Below are 23,556 nucleotides of genomic sequence, written 5' to 3' on the forward strand. Positions count from 1 at the left end.
GGTTGATAGGCCGGATATGGAAGCCAGGTGACTGGTGGAGTTGACCGGTACTAATAGGCCGAGGGCTTGTCCTCAGTTGCTCGCGTCCACTGTGTGGTTCCCGGGTTGCGAACAGTCGCACCGGTTGAACCAGTATGTACTCAATTGAAGAGTGTGCTTGTTCGCTAAGTGCCGATACCCCAGCTTTGTGGGGTGGCCCGATAGGGTTTCGGTGGTCATAGCGTGAGGGAAACGCCCGGTTACATTCCGAACCCGGAAGCTAAGCCTCACAGCGCCGATGGTACTGCAGGGGGGACCCTGTGGGAGAGTAGGACACCGCCGAACAATCTTTCAAGGACCCATGGTCCAGCGTTCATGCTGGACCATGGGTCCTTTTTGTTTTTCCCGTTCTCCCTCCCATTCCCCATTTCACCCGAAGCGCATCGGAAGGCCGACTGCGCGAGAATGACTGCGGTACCCGAAGACAGGAGCCCAACCGATGTCCCCCAACTCCTCCGACGACCGTCCCGAGCGCGATGAGCGCCGTCGGGACAGCGGTGACCGGGGCGGCTTCCGCGGAGGCCGTGACGATCGCGATCGCGGTCCGCGACGTGATGATCGGGACCGTGGTGGTTTCCGTCGTGACGACAACAGTCGCCGTGATGACGGCCGACGTGACGACAGTCGCCGCGACGACAACCGGGGTGGCGGATATCGCGGTGGACGCGACGACCGGCCCGCCGGACCGCGTCGCGACGACGACCGTGGCGGCCGTCCCCACTCCAGCTCCGGTTCCGCTTCCGGCAGCGGTGGTTACGCTCGCCGTGACGACCGTGGCGGCCGGCCGGCCGGTGGTAACAGCGGCGGTGGTGGCTATGGGCGGCGTGACGACCGTCCCGGCAGCGGTGGTCCTCGTCGTGACGACCGCCCGAGCGGTCCGCGTCGGGACGACCGGCGTGATGACAGGCCTGCCTTCCGGCGTGATGACCGTCGTGACGACCGCCCCGGCTTCCGTCGTGACGACCGCCCCAGCGGCCCTCGACGTGATGACCGGCCGAGTGGGCCTCGGCGTGATGACCGTCCCAGCGGTCCTCGTCGGGATGACCGGCCGAGTGGGCCCCGCCGTGATGACCGTGACCGTGGTGCTCGGCCGAGTTTTGGTTCCGGCGGCGGCGGTGGCGGTGGTGGTTACGGGCGACGCGACGACCGTCCCAGCAGTGCCCCTCGCCGCGACGACCGCCCGACGGGTCCGCGTCGTGATGACAGCCGCCGCGATGACCGCCCCACGTTCCGTCGTGATGACAGCCGCCGCGATGACCGGCCCGCATTCCGCCGTGACGACACCCGTCGTGACGACCGGCCCGCATTCCGTCGTGATGACAGCCGTCGTGACGACCGGCCCGCATTCCGCCGTGACGACAGCCGGGGCGGTGGCGGCGGCTACGGGCGCCGTGACGACCGGCCGAGCGCTCCGCACCGCGACGACCGTCCCAGCGGACCCCGGCATGATGACCGTCGTGACGACCGCCCCACGTTCCGTCGTGACGACCGTCCCAGCGGCCCGCGACGCGACGACACACGTGGTGGTGGGACAGGGCGTCCCAGCGGTTCCGGTGGTGGCGGTGGCTACGGCCGTCGTGACGATCGCGGTGGTCGGCCCACGAGCGGTGGTGGCGCCGGCGGCGGCGGTTATGGCCGTCGCGACGACCGGGACCGCGGTGACCGCGACCGTGGCGGATACCGCGGCCGCGACGACAACCGCCGTGGCGGCTTCGAGCGCCGTGACGACCGGGACCGCGACCGCGACAGGGAGCCGATCAAGCGGCTGCCGATCCCGGACGAGGTCACCGGCGAGGAGATCGACAAGAGCGTCCGTCAGGAGCTGATGAGCCTGCCCAAGACGCTTGCGGACGACGTCGCCAGAAACCTCGTCATGGTCGCCCAGCTCATCGACGAGGACCCGGAGCGGGCGTACGCGTACTCCCGTATCGCGCTGCGGCTCGCCTCCAGGGTCGCCGCCGTGCGCGAGGCGGCGGGCTTCGCCGCGTACGCGACCCAGAAGTACGCCGAGGCGCTGGCCGAGTTCAGGGCCGCTCGGAGGATGACCGGGAGTGTCGATCTGTGGCCCGTCATGGCGGACTGCGAGCGCGGACTCGGCCGTCCGGAGCGGGCGATGGCGATGGCCGGCGAGCCCGAGGTGCAGAAGCTCGACAAGGCGGGCCAGGTCGAGATGCGACTGGTCGCGGCCGGGGCGCGCAGGGACATGGGGCAGATCGACGCCGCCATCGTGACGCTCCAGAGCCCCGAGCTGGCGTCCAGCTCCGTTCAGCCGTGGACCGCTCGGCTGCGCTACGCCTACGCCGACGCTCTGCTGTCGGCCGGGCGTGAGGACGAGGCCCGTGAGTGGTTCGCCAAGACGATCGAGGCGGACAAGGACGGCGCGACGGACGCCTCGGACCGGCTCGCGGAGCTGGACGGGGTCGAGTTCGTCGACGCCATGGTCGAGGAGGATGACGAGGACGACGAGGACACGGACGAGGACGACGACCTCACTCCCGTCCTCGGCGCTGACACCGACGTCGTGGACGACGACACCGACACCGACGTCGTGGACGACGAGGACAACGGTGACGGTGACGAAGATGACGACGACGGAGTCGATGAGGAAGCCGATGAAGAAGTCGAACGCGACACCAAGCACTGAGCGTTGAGTCGAGGTGTGTGGGTGGTACTCCGGCAGGGTTCGGCCGGGGTACCACCCACACGCGTTCGCTCTCTCAGTGACCCGGGGCGAGACTCCGCAGCACCAGTCCCGTCGCCGGCTTGGGGCCGAAGGACGTGGACTTGCGGGGCATCATGACGCCCTGCCGCGCCAGTTCCCGTACGACCTCCTCGCGCACGGGGTGCAGCAGGACCGCTGTACTGGCGTCCCGCTCCGCCTTGTCGACGGCTGCCGCCGTGTCGTGGATGTACGCGATGTGCTCGGGCGTGTCCGGAATCCGCCAGATGTGGTCCACGAGCGTGGCGTGCAGGACGGTCGCGTCCAGTGCCCGCCAGGCCGCGGGCCGGTCGACGGGGACCGTACGCGCCAGCAGTTCCTGGTCCGGACGGTCGGCCAGATGGAAACGGCCGTCCCCGGCGAGCAGGAACGCGTTGCCCGTGGTCGTGGCGTCCGCGAGGGCGTCGAGCGCCTCCGGGAGCGGGCCGTCGACCGTACGGACACGGAAGAAGCCGGAGAGGGCCTCGACCGCGCGGCCGACCGGCAGTCGGTGCAGCACCCGGTGGATGGAGCGGACCTGGAGGGGATAGCGGGCCGTGTCGATCAGCAGGACCAGTCCGTATCCCCAGGGGCCGGATTCCGGGTGCTCGTCGCGCAGCCTGAGATAGGTCGCCCAGCGGTGGTGGCCGTCGGCGATCAGGGCCTGGTGGTGGCCCAAGTCGTCGGAGATCTCCGCGAGGTCGCCGTGATCCGTGACCGACCACAGCCGATGGCTGAAGCCGTCCTCCGTGGTGGTGGCGAGGAGCGGAGGGCGGCGGATGGCGCGCTCGATGACACCCGCCGTGCCCGGTGTGCCCGTGCTTGGTGTTTTGCTTGGTGTGCTCGTGACCGTCGTGCCCGGTGCGCCCGAGGTGCCCCGCGCGTCCACTGTGCCCGGTACCCCGGGTACCCCCGGAGAGCCCGTGACCTCGCCGCCGCTGCGGTACGTCAGCAGCAGTGGTTCCAGATTCGCGGCGGTCGCCCGCATCAGGGCCGCACGGTCCGCCACGACATCCGGCATGACGTCCTCGTGGGGCAGCACGATGCCGTCGGAGGGCGAGGAGAGCGCCAGCGCCCCGATGACCCCTCTCTGCACCAGCTCGCCCCTGCACTGCTCGTACACGTACAGCGCGGGCTCGGGATCCGGCGCGAGCACGCCCTCGGCGAGCCAGCGGCCCAGCGTCCGCGCCGCCTGGCGGTGGCGCTCGTCGGGGGTGGGGGCCTGCGGCAGGATCAGCCGGACGATGTTGTGCGGATCGGCCGACTCCAGATGGTGCAGTCCGTCCGGCCGCACGACCACGTCGTACGGCGGGGAGGTCACGGCGGAGAGACTGCCGACCCGTTCGGGGACATAGCGGAGCCCGTGGAACGGAATCAGCCGCAGCCCCTTGTCCGCGGGACCTGTTGTGTTCATCAGGGCATCGTATGTGGGCTGTGGGGGATGAGCGATGATCGGGGGAGAAGCGCCACGGAGTACGGACGCGTGCGACGTGGCTGTCACGAGCGAGGGACGGACGGCGGATGAGCGAGCAGACCAGGACCAGGCCGAGCGGGAGTACGACCGCGCTGCACGAGGCGTACGACACCGCTCTGCTCGATCTCGACGGTGTGGTCTACGCGGGCGGCGAAGCCATCGCGCACGCGGTCGAGTCGCTCCGTACGGCCCGGGAAGCCGGGATGCACCTCGCGTATGTCACCAACAACGCGCTCCGCACGCCCGCCGCCGTCGCGGCGCATCTCACCGAACTCGGCGCGCCTGCCGAGCCCGCCGATGTCATCACCTCGGCGCAGGCGGTCTCCCGGCTGATCGCGGAGCAGCTTCCCGCGGGGTCCAAGGTGCTGGTGATCGGCGGGGAGGGGCTACGGGTCGCGCTGCGCGAACGCGGACTTGAGCCGGTGGAGCGGGCCGACGACGATCCGGCCGCCGTGGTGCAGGGGTACGGCGGTCCCGACCTGGCCTGGGGGCGGTTCGCCGAGGCCTGCTACGCGATCAACCGCGGTGTGCCGTGGTTCGCGTCCAATACGGATCTGACGATTCCGAGCGCGCGGGGGATCATGCCCGGCAACGGCGCGGCGGTCGAGGTCGTACGGATCGCCACGGGCGCCGAACCGCAGGTCGCGGGCAAGCCGCTGCCGCCGATGCACCGCGAGACCATTCTGCGGACGGGGGCGAAGCGGGCGCTGGTCGTCGGGGACCGGCTGGACACGGATATCGAAGGGGCGTTCAACGGGGGCGTGGACTCGTTGCTCGTACTGACCGGGGTGACGGACGCGGCGCGGCTCCTGGCCGCCGGGCCCAGCCACCGGCCGACCTATGTGGACGAGGATCTGCGCGGGCTGCTGACCGGGCAGCCCGAAGTGACCGGGACGGAGGGCGGGTTCGGCTGCGGCGGCTGGACCGCTTCGGTCGCCGGGAACGCGCTGGCGCTGGAGGGGGACGGTGCGGCGCCGGACGGGCTGCGCGCGTTGTGCGCGGCGGCCTGGACGGAGGCGGGCGACGGCTCCGGCACGCTGGATGTGGGCAAGGCGCTGGCGAGGCTCGGTCTGTAGGCCGGGCGGTCGCCAGTACGAGACGGAGGGGCCGAGGGCGGAGGGGACGAGGACGGAGGGGCCGGTGAAGGGCGAGGGTAGGCTAACCTAACCTCGTATTGGTCGACAGTCCCCGGAACAGAGCGCGGAGCCGGTATCCCCCCGCCGTCCCCCCTCGCGAGCGCCGTACGCCGCGCGCGGCGGTGCGGGACGGGGCGGTGCGGGACGCAGATGAGCGGAGACGGGTGAACCCCGCGGGCACCCGTACCCGCACCCGTCCCGCACCCCCGGCCGGCTCCCGCACCGCCACCGACACCGCCACGGACACCGGCCCGGACACCAGGAGTACGACCATGCAGCGACTCACCGCGGAATCGATGACCCTCGGCTACGACCAGCGGATCATCGCCCGCGATCTGTCGGTGGAGATCCCCGACCACTCGTTCACGGTGATCGTCGGCCCGAACGCCTGCGGCAAGTCGACATTGCTGCGGGCGCTCTCCCGGATGCTCAAGCCCTCCCGGGGACAGGTCCTGCTCGACGGGACCGCCATCCACACGATGCCCGCCAAGAAGGTCGCCAGAACCCTCGGTCTGCTGCCCCAGTCGTCCATCGCGCCCGACGGGATCACGGTCGCGGACCTGGTGGCGCGTGGCCGGTATCCGCACCAGGGGCTGCTGCGCCAGTGGTCGCCGGAGGACGAACGGACAGTCGAGGAGTCGATGGCGTCGACCGGTGTCGACGAACTGGCTGATCGTTATGTCGATGAATTGTCCGGCGGTCAGCGTCAGCGTGTCTGGATCGCGATGGCCCTCGCCCAGCAGACACCGCTGCTGCTGCTCGACGAGCCCACCACCTTCCTCGACATCCAGCACCAGATCGATGTGCTCGACCTCTGCGCGGAGTTGCACGAGACCCGGGGCCGTACGCTCGTCGCCGTTCTGCACGACCTCAACCACGCGGCCCGTTACGCCACGCATCTCATCGCGATGCGCGACGGGGCGGTCGTGGCGGAGGGTACGCCCTCGGAGGTCGTCACGCCCGAGCGCGTGGAGGAGGTCTTCGGTCTGCGCTGCCAGGTGATCGAGGACCCGGAGACGGGTACGCCGCTGGTGGTGCCGGCGGCCCGGCGGGCCCGGCGGGCCGTACCCGTACCGCTGGAGAAGGCCGTGCCCGCAGCGCTGGAGAAGTGAGAGGACGGCACCCGGGCCGCAAGGCGCACCACCCCCGCGCGAGAAGCCTCAGAGCAGCGAGAAGCCTCAGAGCAGTGCGCGCAGGCGCAGCAGGTCGCGGAAGCCCGCGTCCAGTCTGACCCGTCCCGAGCCCCACGCGCGGGCGAAGTTCAGCGTGCCGTCGACCAGCGCCACCAGGTCGTCGCCCGCCATGGCCAGTCCGATCTCCGCCTTCTCAGGCGGCGGACCCTGCACGGTGTCGGCCACCTCGATCCGGCCGTCCACGAGACGGCCGGTGAACGTGAGGTCCAGATCCGTGATGTGGCAGCTCAGGGAACGGTCGAGCCCGGCCGCGGTGCGGACCTTCCCGTCCGCGCGTGCCAGATTGTCCGAGAGCTTGTCGAGCGCGCTGCGGCACTCCTCCGTCGTCGCCATCGTGACCGACGGTACCGCAGGGCTTCGGGGTAGCGTCTGGGCATGAGCGACTCCATGGCGGGACCGGCCGCCGGACCGGCCGAGAGCGGGCCAGGGACGGCGGGAACTCCCACGGACGACCCGGCGGCGCCCCGCCCGCTCGGGGTGGGCACCGCCCCGACCGGCGACGCCGGGGTGGACGGGCGGCTGGCCCGGCTCGGCGACGCCGACCACCTGCCGACGGACGGACATGTCGAGGTGTACGAGGATGTACACGGGGGGCTGCGTGACGCGCTGACCGCGCTCGACGCGCGTCCGGCGCCGCAGGGTCCGCAAGGACCCCGGCCGCAGGGCCCGCACGGACCACAAGGCTCGCAAGGACCCCGGCCGCAGGGCCCCCGGTGATCCCTCTCGCGTACGACCACAGGAGCTGAACCGAACGTGGCAGGACTGGCACGCCGCCGTCTCGATGCCGAACTGGTACGCCGTAACCTCGCGCGCTCACGTGAACACGCGAGCCAGCTCATCGCCGCGGGCCGGGTGACCGTCGGCGGCGCCACCGCGACCAAGCCCGCCACCCAGGTCGAGACGAGCGCCGCCGTCGTCGTCACCGCGGACGACGGCGATCCCGACTACGTCTCGCGCGGCGGACACAAACTCGCGGGCGCGCTGGCGGCCTTCACCCCGCTCGGTCTGGAGGTCCGCGGCAGACGGGCACTCGACGCGGGCGCGTCCACCGGCGGCTTCACGGATGTCCTGCTGCGCGCCGGCGCCGGCCATGTGGTCGCGGTGGACGTCGGCTACGGACAACTCGCCTGGTCACTGCGGAGCGATGAACGCGTCACCGTCAAGGATCGTACGAACGTACGCGAGTTGACGCTCGACGCGATCGAAGGGAAGCCTGTGGATCTGGTGGTCGGGGATCTTTCGTTCATTCCGCTGGGGCTGGTGCTGCCCGCGCTGGTGCGCTGCGCCGCACCCGGCGCCGACCTCGTACTGATGGTGAAACCGCAGTTCGAGGTGGGCAAGGAGCGGCTGGGCAGCGGGGGAGTCGTCCGCAGTCCCGAGCTGCGGGCCGAGTCCGTACGGGCGGTGGCGCGGCGGGCCGGTGAACTGGGCCTGGGAGTACGGGGGGTCACCGCGAGCCCGCTGCCCGGACCGTCCGGAAACGTCGAGTACTTTCTGTGGCTCCACGCCGGAGCGCCCGAGCTGGACCCGGCGGATGTCGACCGTGCAGTGGCGGAGGGACCCCGTTGACCACGCAGCCCGCGCAGAGCACCGAGCCCGCGCAGAGCATTCAGAGCACCCGGACCGTTCAGAGCACTCAGACCGTTCGGAGCACCCAGTCCACCCGGAGCACCCAGGGCATCCGGACCACGCCGGCCACCCGGGCCACCCTGATCACCGAGAGCGCCCCGGTCACGCCGGGCGCTCAGCACACCCCGGCCGCCGAACCCGCCCCGAGCGCCCCGGCCACCGAGACCGCCGGGAGTCCGCGAGCCGCGAACGCCGACCGCACCGTGTTCCTGCTGGCCCACACCGGCAGACCCGCGGCGATCCGCAGCGCCGAACTGGTCGTGAACGGACTGGTGCGCAACGGTCTCGGCGTACGCGTCCTGGCCACGGAGGCCGAGGATCTGCCGCTGCCGCCGTCCGTCGAGACCGTCCCCGACGGCGCGCCCGACGTACTCGACGGCTGCGAACTGCTGATCGTGCTCGGCGGTGACGGGACGCTGCTGCGCGGCGCCGCCTTCGCACGGGCCTCGGGCGTCCCCATGCTCGGCGTCAATCTGGGCAGGGTCGGCTTTCTCGCCGAGGCGGAACGGGACGATCTGGACAAGGTCGTCAACCGCGTGGTCACCCGTGCGTATGAGGTCGAGGAGCGGATGACGATCGATGTCGTCGTGCACAGCAACGGCGATGTGGTCCACCGGGACTGGGCGCTCAACGAGGCGGCGGTGCAGAAGGTCTCGCCCGAGCGGATGCTCGAAGTCGTCCTGGAGATCGACGGGCGGCCCGTCACCGCCTTCGGCTGCGACGGCATCGTGTGCGCCACGCCCACCGGTTCGACCGCGTACGCCTTCTCGGCCGGCGGGCCGGTCGTCTGGCCCGAGGTCGAGGCGCTGCTGATGGTGCCGATCAGCGCCCATGCCCTGTTCGCGAAGCCGCTGGTCACCTCGCCGACCACGGTGCTCGCGGTGGAGGTGCAGGCGCACACGCCCAACGGCGTGCTCTGGTGCGACGGCCGCAGAACCGTCGAGCTGCCCCAGGGAGCCCGGGTGGAGGTACGGCGCGGTGCCGTCCCCGTACGGCTGGCGCGGCTGCACCACGCGTCGTTCGCGGACCGGCTGGTGGCCAAGTTCGCGCTGCCGGTGTCCGGCTGGCGCGGGGCACCGCACTGAGGGCGGACGGCCCTCGGCCGGGGAACCGGGGGTGGGGTCCGTCGCGCGGCGGCGCGGGGACCTCGTATGGTCATGACCGTGTTGGAGGAGATGCGGATACGGTCGCTCGGGGTCATCGACGACGCGGTCGTCGAGCTGTCGCCAGGCTTTACCGCGGTGACCGGTGAGACCGGCGCGGGCAAGACCATGGTCGTCACCAGTCTGGGACTGCTGCTCGGCGGACGCGCGGATCCGGCGCTGGTACGGATCGGCGCCAGATCGGCGGTCGTGGAGGGCAGGCTCACCATGGCCGCGGGCACGCCCGCGGCCGTACGGGCCGAGGAGGCCGGGGCCGAGCTGGACGAGGGGACGCTGCTCATCAGCAGAACCGTCTCCGCCGAGGGGCGCTCACGGGCCCATCTGGGCGGGCGCTCGGTGCCCGTGGGCGTACTGGCCGAGCTGGCGGACGATCTGGTCGCCGTACACGGCCAGACCGACCAGCAGGGGCTGCTGCGGCCCGCGCGGCAGCGGCAGGCCCTCGACCGGTACGCGGGCGACGGGGTCGCCGGGCCGCACACCGCCTACACGGCGGCATACCGCAGGCTGCGGGCCGTCGCCACGGAGCTGGAGGAGCTGACCACCCGGGCCCGTGAGCGGGCGCAGGAGGCCGATCTGCTGCGCTTCGGGCTGAACGAGGTCGCGGCCGTCGAGCCGAGGGCGGGGGAGGACACCGAACTCGCCGCCGAGGCGGAACGGCTCGGCCACGCGGAGGCGCTCGCGTCCGCCGCGGCCGTGGCGCACGCGGCGCTCGCGGGCAATCCCGAGGACCCGGAGGGCGTCGAGGCGACCACGCTGGTCGCGGGCGCGGGGCGGGCGCTGGAGGCCGTACGGTCCCACGACCCGGTGCTCGCCGGGCTCGCCGAACGGATGGGGGAGATCTCCATCCTGCTGGCGGACGTGGCGGGCGAGCTGGCGGGCTACGCGGACGATCTGGACGCCGATCCCCTGCGGCTGGCCGCCGTGGAGGAACGGCGGGCCGCCCTCACCGCGCTCACACGCAAGTACGGCGAGGACGTCTCCGCCGTGCTGGCCTGGGCCGAGGAGAGCGCGGCGCGGCTGACCGAGCTGGAGAGCGACGACGACCGGATCGCGGAGCTGACGGCCGAGCGTGACGCTCTGCGCGACGAACTGTCCGTTCTCGCCCAGGCGTTGACCGACGCCCGCACGGAGGCCGCGGCGCGCTTCGCGGAGGCCGTCACGGCGGAGCTGGCCTCGCTGGCCATGCCGCACGCGCGTGTCTCGTTCGACATCCGGCAGACCGGGACCGCGGACGAGATGTCCGGGATCGTGGTGGGCGGGCGTTCCGTGGTGTACGGCTCGCACGGCGCCGACGAGGTCGAACTGCTGCTGGCCCCCCACCCGGGCGCCCAGCCGAGGCCGATCGCCAAGGGTGCCTCCGGCGGTGAGCTGTCCCGGGTGATGCTCGCGGTGGAGGTGGTCTTCGCGGGGTCCGATCCCGTACCGACCTATCTCTTCGACGAGGTGGACGCGGGGGTCGGCGGCAAGGCGGCGGTCGAGGTCGGCCGCCGGCTGGCGAAGCTCGCCAGATCCGCGCAGGTGGTGGTGGTGACGCACCTTCCGCAGGTCGCGGCCTTCGCCGACCGCCAGCTCCTGGTCGAGAAGACGAACGACGGCTCGGTGACGCGGTCGGGGGTGACGGTCCTGGAGGGCGAGGACCGGGTACGGGAGCTGTCGCGGATGCTGGCGGGCCAGGAGGACTCGGAAACGGCGAGGGCGCACGCGGAGGAGCTGCTGGCGGCGGCGAGGACACCTCCCGGCTAGGGGCCGCGGCGGAGCCGGTGACCGTGCCGGGCCGGGACGTCTCCGCGGCCCGGTCCCGCACGGCCGCTTTGTCCTCAATCGCCGGACGGGCTTGGTTTCCGCCTGGAAGCCCGGCGGTGCACGGGGGTGAGGTTCACCCATGTGGGTGGTCCCGATCGCTCGCTCCCGGTGCCGGACACAAGAACGACATCCCCGCCGTGCCGGAACGCACGTCCGGACTGGCATCCTTGACGGTGTCCCCGATCCCGATCCAGGAGCCTTGACCACGTGACTCAACTGCGTACGGTCCAGGTGCTGGGCGGTGGCAGTGCGGGCAGCAGCGCGCACGTTCGATCGTTGGCGGCGGGGCTGGTCGCCCGGGGCGTGCGCGTCACGGTGTGCGCCCCCGCGGATGTCGAGCGTATCTATGACTTCAGCGGTTCGGGGGCGCACCATGTCGCCGTACCCCGGCGCGGGGACCCCGCCTCCGTCGCGACCCTGCGCGCCGCGTGCGCCGGAGCGGACGTGGTGCACGCGCATGGGGTGCACGCCGCCGTACGGACGGCGATCGCGCTCGGCGGTCAGCGGATACCGCTGGTGGTCACCCTGCACACCCGCGCGCGGACCGAAGGACCACGCGGCCATCTCGTACGGCTGCTGGAGCGAAGGGCCGTCAGGGCGGCGGCCATTGTGCTCGGCACCTCGTCGGATCTGGTCGACCGGGCCCGCAGCAGAGGGGCGCGCGACGCGCGCCTCGCGCCGGCCGCGCTGCCCGCGGCACCTCGGTGGACCGGCGGCCCCGAGAGCAAGGCCCGTGCCGAACTCGGCGCGGTCGAGCGGCCGTTGCTGATGGCGGTGGGCAGCCTCAGTCCGGAACAGGGGTACGACACGCTGCTCGACGCGGCCGAGGCATGGAGCCGCCTCGACCCCGCGCCGCTGCTCGCCATCGCGGGCGAGGGCCGGGAACGGGGCGGGCTCCAGCGGCGTATCGACACCGGCGCACTGCCGGTGCGGCTGATCGGCCGCCGTGACGACATCACCGAACTCCTCGCCGCCGCCGATATCGCCCTGCTGCCCAGCCGCTGGGAGGCCCGTTCGGTCCTCGCGCAGGAGGCACTGCGGCTGGGGGTGCCGCTGATCGCCACGGCGGTGGGCGGGATCCCCGAACTGGTCGGCGACGCGGCGGAACTCGTACCGTACGGGGACGCGAAGGCCCTCGGCGACGCGGTGGTCCGGCTCCTCGGCGACCCCGGCCGCCGGCGGTGGCTCGCCGAGGCGGGCCGGGCCCAGGCGGAGACCTGGCCGACGGAGGACGAGACCATCGCCCAGGTGCTCTGCGTATACGACGAACTGGCCCAGCCTCCGGCCCGCTCCCGCTGAGGCTTCCGCCGGCCGGCCCCCGACCCGTCCGGGGCCGGGCCGCCGAACCCCGCGCCCCCGCCTTACTTCGTGTGGCGTCTCGCCCGTAGCGCCAGGCTCAGGGCCAGGACCGTCTGGGGGTCGTCCAGGTCCGTGCCCAGCAGTTCGGCGATGCGGGCCAGCCGGTTGTACAGCGTCTGGCGGTTCAGATGCAGCTCGCGGGCCGTCTCCGCCTTGCGGCCCGCGTGCGCCAGATAGACCTCCAGCGTGGGCAGCAGCGCGGGGCGGGACGCGCGGTCGTGGGTACGCAGGGGGCCGATCGCGCGGTCCACGAAGGCGGCCAGGTCCGGGTGTTCCCGCAGGCGCCACAGCAGCAGGTCGATGTCCAGGCGGCGCGCGTCGTACCAGGAGCGCTCGGGCAGGCCCTGCGCCGCCGTCGCGGTCTCCGCCGCGTGCCGCAGCGCCGCGCCCGCCGCCGCCCAGCCGCCCGCGACCCCGACGATCACCACCGGCGGCTGCGCGCCCGCGCGTTCCAGACCGGCCCGCGCCACCCCCGTACGCAGCGCCGAGGCGACCCGGTCGGCCACCTGCGTACGTTCCGCCTCGGCGCGCAGTCCCAGCAGCAGCGGAACCCGGCCCTCCACCGGCCGGACGCCCAGCAGCACCGGGACGCCCATCGACGACAGCTCCTCCAGCACCGCCCGCGCCAGCAGCGCCCAGTCGCCCGACGGCAGCGGCCCGGGACCCAGCCGCATCACCACCGGCAGCAGCGGCCCCTCACCGGGCTTGAAACCCAGCACTCCCGCCTGCGCGGGCGCGTCCTCGGCGAGGATCCGGCCCTCGGCCAGATCGGTCAGAAAATCACCACGGCCCCGCGCCGCCAGCTCCTCCTCCTGGCGTGCCTGCATCAGTACGACCGCCAGGATGCCCGCCGCGCGTTCGGCCGCCATACGGTGCACCGGCAGCGGCGGCGCCGTGACGGCGGGCAGCACCAGACGGGCCCGTACCGCGCCCGTACCGTGACCGCCGCCCGGCACATCCACCAGCACCGTCCCCACGGGCGGTCCGGCGGCGCGCGCCGCCCGCCGGCCGCGCAGCCCCTCCCAGATCTGCAACGGGTCCGCCGCCGCCGGTCCCGCGCCGGGCGCCGCCGCGTACAGCAGCCGCCCCTCCGCGGTCTCCAGGAAGGCCGGGTTGCCCGCGAAGTCCGCGAGGATACGGAGCACCCGCGGCACCCCGCCCCCGTCCAGCAGCGCCTCCGTGCACCGCCGGTGGACCTCCTCGGCCTGTCGCAGCAGCGCGTAGTGGCCGTTGACGATCTCGGTGTGCACCTCTTCGGTCACCGAGACGAAGGGCACCTCCCGGTGGAGCTGTACGACCGGCAGACCGGCCGCCCGCGCCGCCTCCACGAGCGCCGTCGGCAGCCGTTCGAAGCGCGACCCCAGCTCCACCACCAGCGCCGCGATCCCGCGGTCGGCGAGCTTGCGTACAAAGGCGCGCTGGTCGGCGGGGCGGGTACCCAGACCGAGTCCGGTGGTGAGCAGCAGCTCCCCGCCCTTGAGCAGTGAGGCGATGTTCGGGACCTCGCCCGCGTGGACCCAGCGGACCGTACGGTCCAGCCGGTCCGCGCAGGCGACGACCTCGGGGAGACCACCGCGCAGCCCCGGCAGCTCAAGCGCCCGCCGTACGGTGATTCCGCCCTGACTGTCCATGAAGCCGGAGGCTACCCGCGGTTACGGCCGACAGGAAACGCGAGCAGCGGGAAACGGGAGGCGCGAAACCGGGGCGCGAAGTGGAGGCGTGAGACCGGCGGCAGCGAAAGCCGGGGCGTGAAAGCGGGAGGCCGGGATGGGGGCGCGCGCCCCCATCCCGGCCTCCGGACCGCCGTCAGCCTCCGTACGCCCCCGAGGCCGTCAGCCGCAGCGCCGTGTCGATCAGCGGCACATGGCTGAACGCCTGCGGGAAGTTCCCGACCTGGCGCTGCAGCCGCGAGTCCCACTCCTCCGCCAGCAGCCCGAGATCGTTCCTGAGCGCCAGCAGCTTCTCGAAGAGCTTCCTCGCCTCGTCCACCCGTCCGATCATCGCGAGATCGTCGGCCAGCCAGAACGAACAGGCCAGGAAGGCGCCTTCGTCGCCCGCCAGCCCGTCGACGCCCTCTTCCTCACCGGACGTCGGATAGCGCATCACGAACCCGTCCTCCGTGGACAGCTCGCGCTGGATCGCCTCGATGGTGCCGATCACCCGCTTGTCGTCCGGCGGGAGGAAGCCCATCTGCGGGATGAGCAGAAGGGACGCGTCCAGTTCCTTGGAGCCGTACGACTGGGTGAAGGTGTTCCGCTCCTTGTCGTACCCCTTCTCACAGACATCGCGGTGGATGTCGTCCCGCATCTCGCGCCAGCGCTCCAGCGGCCCGTCCGCCTCGCCGGACTCGATCAGCTTGATCGTGCGGTCGACCGCGACCCAGGCCATCACCTTGGAGTGCACGAAGTGCCTGCGCGGCCCGCGCACCTCCCAGATGCCCTCGTCCGGCTGGTCCCAGTGCTTCTCCAGATAGCGGATCAGCTTGAGCTGGAGCACCGACGCGTAGTCGTTACGGGCCAGGCCCGTCATATGCGCCAGATGCAGCGCCTCGGTGACCTCGCCGTAGACATCGAGCTGGAGCTGGTGCGCGGCGCCGTTGCCGACCCGGACCGGGCCCGAGCGCTCATAGCCGGGCAGCCAGTCCAGCTCCGCCTCGCCCAGCTCCCGTTCACCCGCGATCCCGTACATGATCTGGAGGTTCTCCGGATCGCCGGCGACGGCGCGCAGCAGCCACTCGCGCCAGGCGCGGGCCTCCTCGCGGTAGCCGGTGCGCAGCAGCGAGGAGAGCGTGATCGCGGCGTCGCGCAGCCAGGTGTAGCGGTAGTCCCAGTTCCGTACACCGCCGATCTCCTCCGGCAGCGAGGTGGTCGGGGCGGCGACGATCCCGCCCGTCGGCGCGTACGTCAGGGCCTTGAGCGTGATCAGGGAACGGATCACCGCCTCGCGGTAGGGCCCGTGGTACGTACAGTGCTCGACCCACTCACGCCAGAAGTCGGAGGTCGCCTCCAGTGAGCCCTCGGGGTCGGGCAGCGCGGGCGGCTGCCGGTGCGAGGGCTGCCAGCTGATCGTGAAGGCGATCCGGTCGCCCGGCGCCACGGTGAAGTCGGAGTAGGTGGTGAGGTCCTTGCCGTAGGTCTCCGCCGTGGTGTCCAGCCAGACCGAGTCGGGTCCGGCGACGGCGACCGTGCGGTTGTCGACCTTGTGCACCCACGGCACCACGCGTCCGTAGCTGAACCGCATCCGCAGCGCGGAGCGCATGGGCACCCGGCCGCTGATTCCCTCCACGATCCGGATGACCTGCGGAGCACCGTCGCGTGGCGGCATGAAGTCCGTCACGCGCACCGTGCCGCGCGGGGTGTCCCACTCGGATTCCAGGATCAGTGAGTCTCCGCGGTAGCGGCGCCTGGCCGCCCGCGGCGGCGCCGAGCCGGCGGGATGCGCCGGCCCCAGCCGCCAGAACCCGTGCTCATCGGTGCCGAGCAGAGCCGCGAACACGGCATGCGAATCGAAGCGGGGCAGGCACAGCCAGTCGACTGTGCCGTCCCGGCAGACCAGGGCAGCGGTCTGCATATCTCCGATGAGTGCGTAATCCTCGATGCGCCCGGCCACGTGCATCTCCAGTCGAACGGCCATGTCCGCCCCGCGGGGCGCGTACTTCGGTCAAGAGTCGTTGACGAGCTCATCTTCCGGGAAATCGGGCGGGGTGTGCCGATGCCGGCCGGACTCGGCAGCGAACGTCCGAGCAGGATACGACGCACCTGGGAGTTCTGCGCCACGGTCCCGGCAACATCGGTCCGACGAACATCGTGGCCAAGGGTGACTCCGGGGACAAAGGATGACACGTGTGAAGGGGGTGGGGCGCGTGGCCGGAACCGGCCTCGTCGCGTCGCTGATACCCTGGTAGCCCGTGGACCGGTGGACTCCCAGGCAACGCGAAGGGGCCCCGAACCCGCAGCGACGGAAGTCCCTCCCCGCTCAGGCAGGGGCACCGGTACGCACCTCAGACCGCGACCACGGGAGCCCCTCTTGGCCATGCCGAACCGATCCTCGACATCCTCGACGACCAAGCACATCTTCGTCACCGGGGGCGTCGCATCCTCCCTCGGCAAGGGCCTGACCGCCTCCAGTCTGGGTGCGCTGCTCAAGGCGCGTGGTCTGCGGGTCACCATGCAGAAGCTCGACCCGTATCTGAACGTGGACCCCGGCACCATGAATCCGTTCCAGCACGGTGAGGTGTTCGTCACCAACGACGGCGCCGAGACCGATCTGGACATCGGCCACTACGAGCGCTTCCTCGATGTGGATCTCGACGGCTCCGCCAATGTCACCACCGGCCAGATCTACTCCCAGGTCATCGCCAAGGAGCGGCGCGGTGAGTATCTGGGGGACACGGTTCAGGTCATTCCGCACATCACCAACGAGATCAAGCACCGCATCCGGCGGATGGCGACCGACGATGTCGACGTCGTCATCACGGAGGTCGGCGGCACGGTCGGCGACATCGAGTCGCTGCCGTTCCTGGAGACCGTCCGCCAGGTGCGCCATGAGGTCGGCCGCGACAATGTCTTCGTCGTCCATATCTCCCTGCTGCCGTACATCGGCCCGTCCGGGGAGCTGAAGACCAAGCCCACGCAGCACTCGGTGGCGGCTCTGCGCAACATCGGAATCCAGCCGGACGCGATCGTGCTCCGCGCCGACCGTGATGTCCCTCTTCCGATCAAGCGCAAGATCTCGCTGATGTGCGATGTCGACGAGGCGGCGGTGGTGGCCTGCGTGGACGCCAAGTCGATCTACGACATCCCCAAGGTGCTGCACACCGAGGGCCTGGACGCCTATGTCGTCAGGAAACTGGATCTGCCGTTCCGCGATGTGGACTGGACGGTCTGGGACGATCTGCTGGACCGGGTCCACAACCCCGACCACGAGGTGACCGTCGCGCTGGTCGGCAAGTACATCGATCTGCCCGACGCCTATCTGTCGGTGACCGAGGCGCTGCGCGCGGGCGGATTCGCCAACAAGGCGCGGGTCAAAGTGAAGTGGGTCACATCGGACGACTGCAAGACTCCGGCGGGCGCGGCGCGGCAGCTCTCCGATGTCGACGGGATCCTGATCCCCGGCGGTTTCGGGGAGCGCGGGGTCACCGGCAAGGTCGGCGCGATCCGGTACGCCCGGGAGAACGGGGTCCCGCTGCTGGGGCTCTGTCTGGGGCTCCAGTGCATCGTGATCGAGGCCGCGCGCAATGTGGCCGGGATCTCCGACGCCAACTCCACGGAGTTCGACTCCGGCACCGCGCACCCGGTGATCTCCACCATGGAGGAGCAGCTCGCCTACGTCGAGGGCGCGGGCGATCTGGGCGGCACGATGCGGCTCGGCCTCTACCCGGCGAAGCTCGCCGAGGGCTCGATCGTGCGCGAGGTCTATGACGACCAGCCGTATGTGGAGGAGCGCCACCGGCATCGCTACGAGGTCAACAACACCTACCGCGCGGAGCTGGAGAAGAAGGCCGGTCTGGTCTTCTCGGGCACCTCGCCCGACAACAAGCTGGTCGAGTACGTCGAGTACCCGCGCGCCACACACCCCTATCTGGTCGCCACCCAGGCGCACCCGGAGCTGCGGTCCCGGCCGACCCGGCCGCACCCCCTCTTCGCCGGTCTGGTGAAGGCCGCGGTGGAGCGCCGCCGGGGCGGGCGTCCCGGGTCGCCGGAGCGCGTGGCCGCCGGCGCGTAGGCGATACGGTGGGAGCCGGGGTCACAGGGGGTCTTCCAGGATTCCCGGCCCCGGTTTCCGCGTGCGCGCGCTGTGTGGGAGGACGCTTTCATGACCATCAAGGACGCCCCCGAGGAGTGGCGGGTCACCGCCACCAGGACGCCCTTCCGCGGCAACAAGACCAGTGTCCGCACGGACGACGTGGTCATGCCGGACGGCACGGTCGTGTCCCGCGACTACCAGGTCCACCCCGGCTCCGTGGCGATCCTCGCGGTGGACGACCAGGACCGGGTGCTCGTACTGCGCCAGTACCGGCACCCCGTACGCCAGAAGCTGTGGGAGATCCCGGCCGGCCTGCTCGACGTACCGGGTGAGAACCCGCTGCACGCGGCACAGCGCGAGCTGTACGAGGAGGCGCATGTCAAGGCCGAGGACTGGCGGGTGCTGACGGACGTCTACACCACGGCGGGCGGCTCCGACGAGGCGGTACGGATCTTTCTCGCCCGCGATCTGTCGGAGGCGGAGGGGGAGCGCTTCGAGGTCTCCGACGAGGAGGCGGACATGGAGCTGGCGCGGGTGGCGCTGGGGGAGCTGACCCGGGGCGTCCTCGCGGGCGAGCTGCACAACAACTGTCTGGTCGTGGGCGTTCTCGCGCTCGGGGCGGTGCTGGCGGGCGACGGCGTCGAGGCGCTGCGGCCGGCGGACGCCCCGTGGCCCGCCCGTCCGTTTGAATCCTGAGCCGGGCGCGATCCATCCTGAGCCCGGCGGGTTCCGGGCTGGGCGCGATCCCGGGTGTGGTCCCGGGCGGGGAGCGTCCTGTCGTGGTCTGTCCCGCGGTCTCCTCCTCGCGCGGTCACTCGATCTGACGATACGACTGATCCGATCGGGGGATCGGGCGGCCGTGCTCCACCGCTTCCGTCGCAGAGAGTGAACTACGCTCGAACCGCCCGTGCGGAGATCCGCCGGGCTCGGCTCGTGCGCAGGCGGACGGGAGCGTGGCCCGTGACGGATCAGGCGGTGGATGTGAGCGGCACCGGCCGTACGGACGCCACGGGGAAGAGCGGCGGCTCCACCGACGCACAGCCGGGCGCCGCAGCGGTGAATGAATCCGATCGCCCCTCGGGCAAGCGGCGTGGCCGCCGGTCCGGGCCGGCCGCCGCGAAGGCGCCGAAGGGCGGTTCCGAGACGAAAGGTACAGCCCGGGTGAAGCTCCCGGAGAGTCCTGAGGACGCGACCAGTGACACCCCCGCCGTCGTTACGGAGGGTGATCCCCCGCCGGACGCGCGACGCCGTCGCCCCTTTCTGAGACGCCGTCCCGCCGCGGCTGCCGTGTCCACCTCCGGCAACGGCGCCACCGGGGACGAGGCCGCCACCGGGAACGGGCCCGCCGCCACGGGCGAGGCCACGGCCCCGGAGTCCACGGACTCCCCCGCTCGGGGCTCCGCGTCCGCCGGCAAGGCGACGGAGAAGTCGGCCGAGAAGTCGGCCCCCCCGGCCGGATCGACCGCCCCGGCCGGACCAATCGCGGCCGGACCAATCGCGGCCGGATCACCCGCGACCGGGTCACCCGCTCCGTCCGCGCCCGCTCGGTCCGTATCCGTGTCCCCGTCCGCCACGGCCAAGGCCCCTCCCGCCGATGACGAGACCCGGGGCACCGCGACCGCGCCGGGCGGCCCGCGAGCCCGTGGCGCGTCCGGCGGGGGCCTCGCCGAGGCCGACCCGGACGAGGACCCCGCCGGTCTCTACGACGGGCTCGGTCCCGAGGACGACCCCGAGGACGCCGAGGACACCCCTGTCACCGCCGGGATCCGTCCCGCCGGCGCCGGCGCCGGTACGGGCGCTGTCGCCGGGCCCGGCCGCGGTACGGCGGGACCGGGACCCCACGGCGGAACCCCGCCCCCGGCGGGTGCGGGACGGAGCGCGGCGCGGCCCACGGAGTTCTTCGGCCGGGTGCGGGAACTGAAGGCCCTGCACGGGGACATCGAGCGCGCCGGACTCAACACCATCTCCGGGCGCAAGGAGCCGCGCGCCCGGGTGCTGCTGATCGCCGGACGGCCCGGGGCGGGCCGTACCGCGCTCGCCGAGGAACTGGCCGGGCAGTTGCGGGACAACTATCCCGACGGGGTCGTCAGGACCCGGCTGACTGAACCCGGCGGCGAGGCCGTGCCCACCGAGCGCACGGCCCGCGAGATCCTCGGCGCGTTCGCCCTCACCACCCCGCCCGGCGCCGGGGAGGACGAGCTGTCCGAGATGGTGCGGGAGGCGCTGGCCGTACGGCGCGTGCTGCTGTTCCTCGACGACGCGGCCGACGCCGGGCAGGTCGACCCGCTGGTGCCCGACAACCCCGACTGCCTGGTCATCGCCGTGGCGCAGGGCCCGCTCACCGGAATCCCCGACGTCCGCCCCTGCACGCTCGGCGGAATGGACGCGAAGGCCGCCATCGAACTGCTCGCGCGGTTCACCGGCGCCGTCCGGATCACTGTCGATCCGCAGGCCGCGGAGTCGCTCGCCGAGGAGTGCGGCGGCCAGCCCGCCGCACTCGTCCTCATCGGCGGCTGGCTCGCCGCCCGCCCCACCGCCTCCGTCGCCGACGCGACCAAGCGGCTGCGCGCCCTTCCGCACGACCCCGAGCGGCCGGTCGGCGACCGCCCGCTCGCCCGCGCCTTCCGGCTCGTGTACGAGACGCTGCCGTCGTCCGCCGCCCGGGTGCTGCGGCTGTTCGCCCTCGCCCCCGCGGGGGTCCTGGACGCGCACACCGCGTCCGCGCTGGCCGGCTGCTCGGTCTCGGCCGCCAGGACCGCGCTCGCCGACTTCGCCGCACTCGGGCTGCTGCGCCGGGGCGGCGGTCCGGCCGCGGACGGGCAGTCGGCCGACACCACCGACCAGTACCTGGTGCCCGGCTGTCTCCTCCCGCTGCTGCGCGACCTCCTGGAGAGGCACGACCGGGAGTCCGAGGTACAGCTCGCGCGGGCGCGGATGCTGGAGCGGACCGTACGGCTGCTCCAGTCCTGCCGGGCCATCACCGAGCCCGACGGCTCCCCGGCCCGTAAACGGCTGGCCACGCTGCCCCGCTCGCTGCGCTATCCGACCGTCGTCGCCGCGGCCGCGTGGCTGGACTCACGGCAGCCCGCCCTGCTGGCGTCCGCCCGGCTCGCGGTCACCGACGGGGGACTGGACACCCTGGCCCGCCGGCTGATCGCCGCGCTGGTCCGCGCGCTGGCCGCGCACCGTGGCACCGAGGCCGCCGCGCCCGAGCTGTACGGGCTCCATCAGCTCGTGCTCGATATCGCGGAGCGGCGCGATCTGCACCGCGAGCAGGCCGCCGCGCTGCTGAACATCGGCGATCTGGACGCCCGGACCGGCCGTACCCAGGACGCGCTGGCCCGCTACCGTGCCGCGCTGGACGCCGGACGGGCCGCGAACGATCTCTACGCGACCGGCCGCGCGATGGAATCCGTAGGCGGCGCGTACCAGGACCTCCAGGACTGGCAGCGGGCCGCCGACTGGTACGGAAGGGCACTCGCCCAGCGGCTCAGCCGGGGCGAACGCGCCGACGAGGCCAGGCTGTACGGTCGGCTCGGCACCGTCCACACCTACGCGGGCCACTACGGGGAGGCGCTGCGGAGCTGGCGGGCCGCCGTGGCCGTCCACCGCAGGCTGCGCGATCTCCCGGCCCAGGCGCGCGCGTTGAGCGAGGCGGCCCGGGTCCAGGAGTACGCGGGACGGCCGCAGGAATCGCTGGAGACCTGTCAGGAGGCGGTGGCGTGGGCCCGGCTGGCCGGAGATGTCAGGCTCCAGGCCGCGCTCCAGCTCCGGGTGGCGGACACGCTGGACCGGCTCGGTGACCCGGCCGCGGCGAGGCTGCATCGCGCGACAGCCGACCGGCTGCTGGAAACGGAAGGAAACACCTACGAAATCCGCAGCACTTCGGCCGGGGAATAAAGCTTTGCAAGGCTGGACAGTGGGAAATCCTTCATTAGACTGGCTCTGCCGCATCGCACGCGGTGTGCCCCGGTGCGCTCTTCCGCGCCCCGGTCCCCCTGGCATTGCCCCCGCAATCCCCTGAGCCAAGGACCGTGATCTGCCGTGTTGGTCGGTATCCCCCGCGAGGTCAAGAACAACGAGTTCCGGGTGGCCATCACCCCCGCCGGCGTCCATGAGCTGGTGCGCCAGGGCCATGAGGTCGTCATCGAGCGGAACGCCGGCGCCGGTTCCTCGATCGCGGACGAGGAGTTCGGCGCGGCCGGCGCGCGGATCCTGGCCACCGCGGACGAGGTCTGGGCCGCCGCCGATCTGCTGCTGAAGGTCAAGGAGCCGATCGCGGAGGAGTACCACCGGCTCCGCAAGGGCCAGACGCTCTTCACCTATCTCCATCTGGCCGCGTCCCGCGCCTGCACCGACGCGCTGCTGGACTCGGGCACCACGGCCGTCGCGTACGAGACGGTCGAGACCGCGGGCCGGGCGCTGCCGCTGCTCGCCCCGATGTCCGAGGTCGCGGGCCGGCTGGCGCCGCAGGTCGGCGCGTACCACCTGATGCGCTCGGCCGGCGGACGCGGTGTCCTGCCGGGCGGGGTGCCGGGTACGGCGGCGGGCCGGGCCGTTGTCATCGGCGGCGGTGTCTCCGGCTGGAACGCCACCCAGATCGCCGTCGGCATGGGCTTCCAGGTGACCCTGCTCGACCGTGACATCAGCAAGCTGCGCGAGGCCGACCGGATCTTCGGCACCCAGGTGCAGACCATCGTCTCCAACGCCTTCGAACTGGAGCGCGCGGTCGTCGAGGCGGACCTGGTCATAGGGGCCGTACTCATCCCCGGCGCGAAGGCGCCGAAGCTCGTCACCAATGAGCTGGTCGCCAAGATGAGGCCCGGAAGTGTACTTGTCGACATTGCGATTGATCAGGGCGGCTGCTTCGAGGATTCACACCCCACGACACACGCCGAGCCGACCTTCCCGGTCCACGGGTCGGTCTTCTACTGCGTCGCCAACATGCCGGGCGCCGTACCCAACACCTCGACATACGCGCTGACCAACGCCACGCTGCCGTACATCGTGGAGCTGGCGAACCGCGGCTGGACCGAGGCGCTGCGCCGGGATCCCGCCCTCGCCAAGGGGCTCAACACCCACGAGGGCCAGGTGTTCTACCGTGAGGTCGCCGAGGCCCATGGGCTGGATCACGCCGAATTGAGCGCGCTTCTGGGCTGATGCGTCAATCTGTGACGTCAACATCGCGCCAGCGGCCGGACCTTGATCGACGGGGTCCGGCCGGACGTGTGCCCGGACGGCTCCGAACCCCCGGTCAACTCGCCTCGAACGTAACCTTTTCACCGATTCGCCGAGCCGTGAAACGTGTGCGCCA

At 72.1% G+C, this 23,556-nt stretch carries 17 protein-coding genes and 1 rRNA gene; 14 read left to right on the forward strand and 4 right to left on the reverse strand.

Annotated elements, in window-relative coordinates:
• Nucleotides 1–207: 207 nt before the first annotated feature.
• The 3 genes from rrf to ACWGDX_RS34330 all read left to right on the forward strand — a co-directional run bounded on the left by rrf (nt 208) and on the right by ACWGDX_RS34330 (nt 2,683).
• Nucleotides 208–324, forward strand: a 5S ribosomal RNA gene (gene rrf, locus ACWGDX_RS34320).
• A gap of 239 nt (nt 325–563) precedes the next feature.
• Nucleotides 564–1,865 (forward strand): hypothetical protein, encoded by a 1,302-nt coding sequence (locus tag ACWGDX_RS34325; RefSeq protein ID WP_453632024.1) that lies wholly within the window; start codon nt 564–566, stop codon nt 1,863–1,865.
• The gene (locus ACWGDX_RS34330) at nt 1,865–2,683 is read left to right on the forward strand and encodes a hypothetical protein (protein ID WP_453632026.1); all 819 of its coding nucleotides are present in this window, start codon (nt 1,865–1,867) and stop codon (nt 2,681–2,683) included. The genes ACWGDX_RS34325 and ACWGDX_RS34330 overlap by 1 nt, the downstream gene beginning before the upstream one ends.
• 73 nt (nt 2,684–2,756) lie before the next feature.
• On the opposite strand, the gene ACWGDX_RS34335 is transcribed toward ACWGDX_RS34330, so the two are convergent.
• Nucleotides 2,757–4,151, reverse strand: coding sequence for a DUF1015 family protein (locus tag ACWGDX_RS34335; protein WP_453632028.1), 1,395 nt, complete (start codon nt 4,149–4,151; stop codon nt 2,757–2,759).
• 107 nt (nt 4,152–4,258) lie between these two features.
• Here ACWGDX_RS34335 and ACWGDX_RS34340 point away from each other — a divergent pair, with 107 nt between their 5' ends.
• Nucleotides 4,259–5,287, forward strand: coding sequence for an HAD-IIA family hydrolase (locus tag ACWGDX_RS34340; RefSeq protein ID WP_453632030.1), 1,029 nt, complete (start codon nt 4,259–4,261; stop codon nt 5,285–5,287).
• A 332-nt stretch (nt 5,288–5,619) separates the two neighbouring features.
• On the forward strand, nt 5,620–6,459 hold the full coding sequence (locus tag ACWGDX_RS34345; RefSeq protein WP_453632032.1) for an ABC transporter ATP-binding protein: 840 nt from the start codon (nt 5,620–5,622) through the stop codon (nt 6,457–6,459).
• 66 nt (nt 6,460–6,525) lie between these two features.
• Here the strand turns inward: ACWGDX_RS34345 and ACWGDX_RS34350 are convergent, their stop codons facing one another.
• Nucleotides 6,526–6,873 carry a sterol-binding protein gene (locus tag ACWGDX_RS34350; protein WP_363084549.1) on the reverse strand — a complete coding sequence of 116 codons (348 nt, stop codon included), beginning with the start codon at nt 6,871–6,873 and terminating at the stop codon, nt 6,526–6,528.
• A 42-nt stretch (nt 6,874–6,915) separates the two neighbouring features.
• Here ACWGDX_RS34350 and ACWGDX_RS34355 point away from each other — a divergent pair, with 42 nt between their 5' ends.
• The 5 genes from ACWGDX_RS34355 to ACWGDX_RS34375 all read left to right on the forward strand — a co-directional run bounded on the left by ACWGDX_RS34355 (nt 6,916) and on the right by ACWGDX_RS34375 (nt 12,434).
• Entirely contained in the window at nt 6,916–7,257 is a 342-nt protein-coding gene (locus ACWGDX_RS34355) for a hypothetical protein (protein ID WP_453632035.1), read from the forward strand.
• Nucleotides 7,258–7,293: 36 nt separating this feature from the next.
• Nucleotides 7,294–8,109, forward strand: coding sequence for a TlyA family RNA methyltransferase (locus tag ACWGDX_RS34360; RefSeq protein ID WP_453632037.1), 816 nt, complete (start codon nt 7,294–7,296; stop codon nt 8,107–8,109).
• A gap of 143 nt (nt 8,110–8,252) precedes the next feature.
• The gene (locus ACWGDX_RS34365; RefSeq protein ID WP_453632074.1) at nt 8,253–9,254 is read left to right on the forward strand and encodes an NAD kinase; all 1,002 of its coding nucleotides are present in this window, start codon (nt 8,253–8,255) and stop codon (nt 9,252–9,254) included.
• Nucleotides 9,255–9,326: 72 nt separating this feature from the next.
• Nucleotides 9,327–11,075 carry a DNA repair protein RecN gene (gene recN, locus ACWGDX_RS34370; RefSeq protein WP_453632039.1) on the forward strand — a complete coding sequence of 583 codons (1,749 nt, stop codon included), beginning with the start codon at nt 9,327–9,329 and terminating at the stop codon, nt 11,073–11,075.
• A 267-nt stretch (nt 11,076–11,342) separates the two neighbouring features.
• Entirely contained in the window at nt 11,343–12,434 is a 1,092-nt protein-coding gene (locus tag ACWGDX_RS34375; RefSeq protein ID WP_453632041.1) for a glycosyltransferase family 4 protein, read from the forward strand.
• Nucleotides 12,435–12,496: 62 nt separating this feature from the next.
• On the opposite strand, the gene ACWGDX_RS34380 is transcribed toward ACWGDX_RS34375, so the two are convergent.
• Together ACWGDX_RS34380 and ACWGDX_RS34385 are read right to left on the reverse strand one after the other, a co-directional pair.
• A complete protein-coding gene (locus ACWGDX_RS34380) occupies nt 12,497–14,125 on the reverse strand; it encodes a PucR family transcriptional regulator (RefSeq protein WP_453632043.1) in 1,629 nt (542 codons plus the stop codon).
• A gap of 175 nt (nt 14,126–14,300) precedes the next feature.
• Nucleotides 14,301–16,127: a glycoside hydrolase family 15 protein gene (locus tag ACWGDX_RS34385; RefSeq protein WP_453632045.1), complete on the reverse strand. Its 1,827-nt coding sequence runs from the start codon at nt 16,125–16,127 to the stop codon at nt 14,301–14,303.
• Between the two features lie 399 nt (nt 16,128–16,526).
• On the opposite strand from ACWGDX_RS34385, the gene ACWGDX_RS34390 reads away from it, so the two are divergent.
• The 4 genes from ACWGDX_RS34390 (at nt 16,527) to ald (ending at nt 23,402) form a co-directional block, all read left to right on the forward strand.
• Entirely contained in the window at nt 16,527–18,221 is a 1,695-nt protein-coding gene (locus ACWGDX_RS34390) for a CTP synthase (protein WP_453632046.1), read from the forward strand.
• A 90-nt stretch (nt 18,222–18,311) separates the two neighbouring features.
• The gene (locus ACWGDX_RS34395; protein WP_453632048.1) at nt 18,312–18,938 is read left to right on the forward strand and encodes an NUDIX domain-containing protein; all 627 of its coding nucleotides are present in this window, start codon (nt 18,312–18,314) and stop codon (nt 18,936–18,938) included.
• A 1,068-nt stretch (nt 18,939–20,006) separates the two neighbouring features.
• Nucleotides 20,007–22,142, forward strand: coding sequence for a tetratricopeptide repeat protein (locus tag ACWGDX_RS34400; protein ID WP_453632077.1), 2,136 nt, complete (start codon nt 20,007–20,009; stop codon nt 22,140–22,142).
• Nucleotides 22,143–22,286: 144 nt separating this feature from the next.
• On the forward strand, nt 22,287–23,402 hold the full coding sequence (gene ald / locus ACWGDX_RS34405) for an alanine dehydrogenase (protein ID WP_453632049.1): 1,116 nt from the start codon (nt 22,287–22,289) through the stop codon (nt 23,400–23,402).
• Nucleotides 23,403–23,556: the final 154 nt, after the last annotated feature.

Source organism: Streptomyces sp. NPDC055025 (assembly GCF_053608565.1).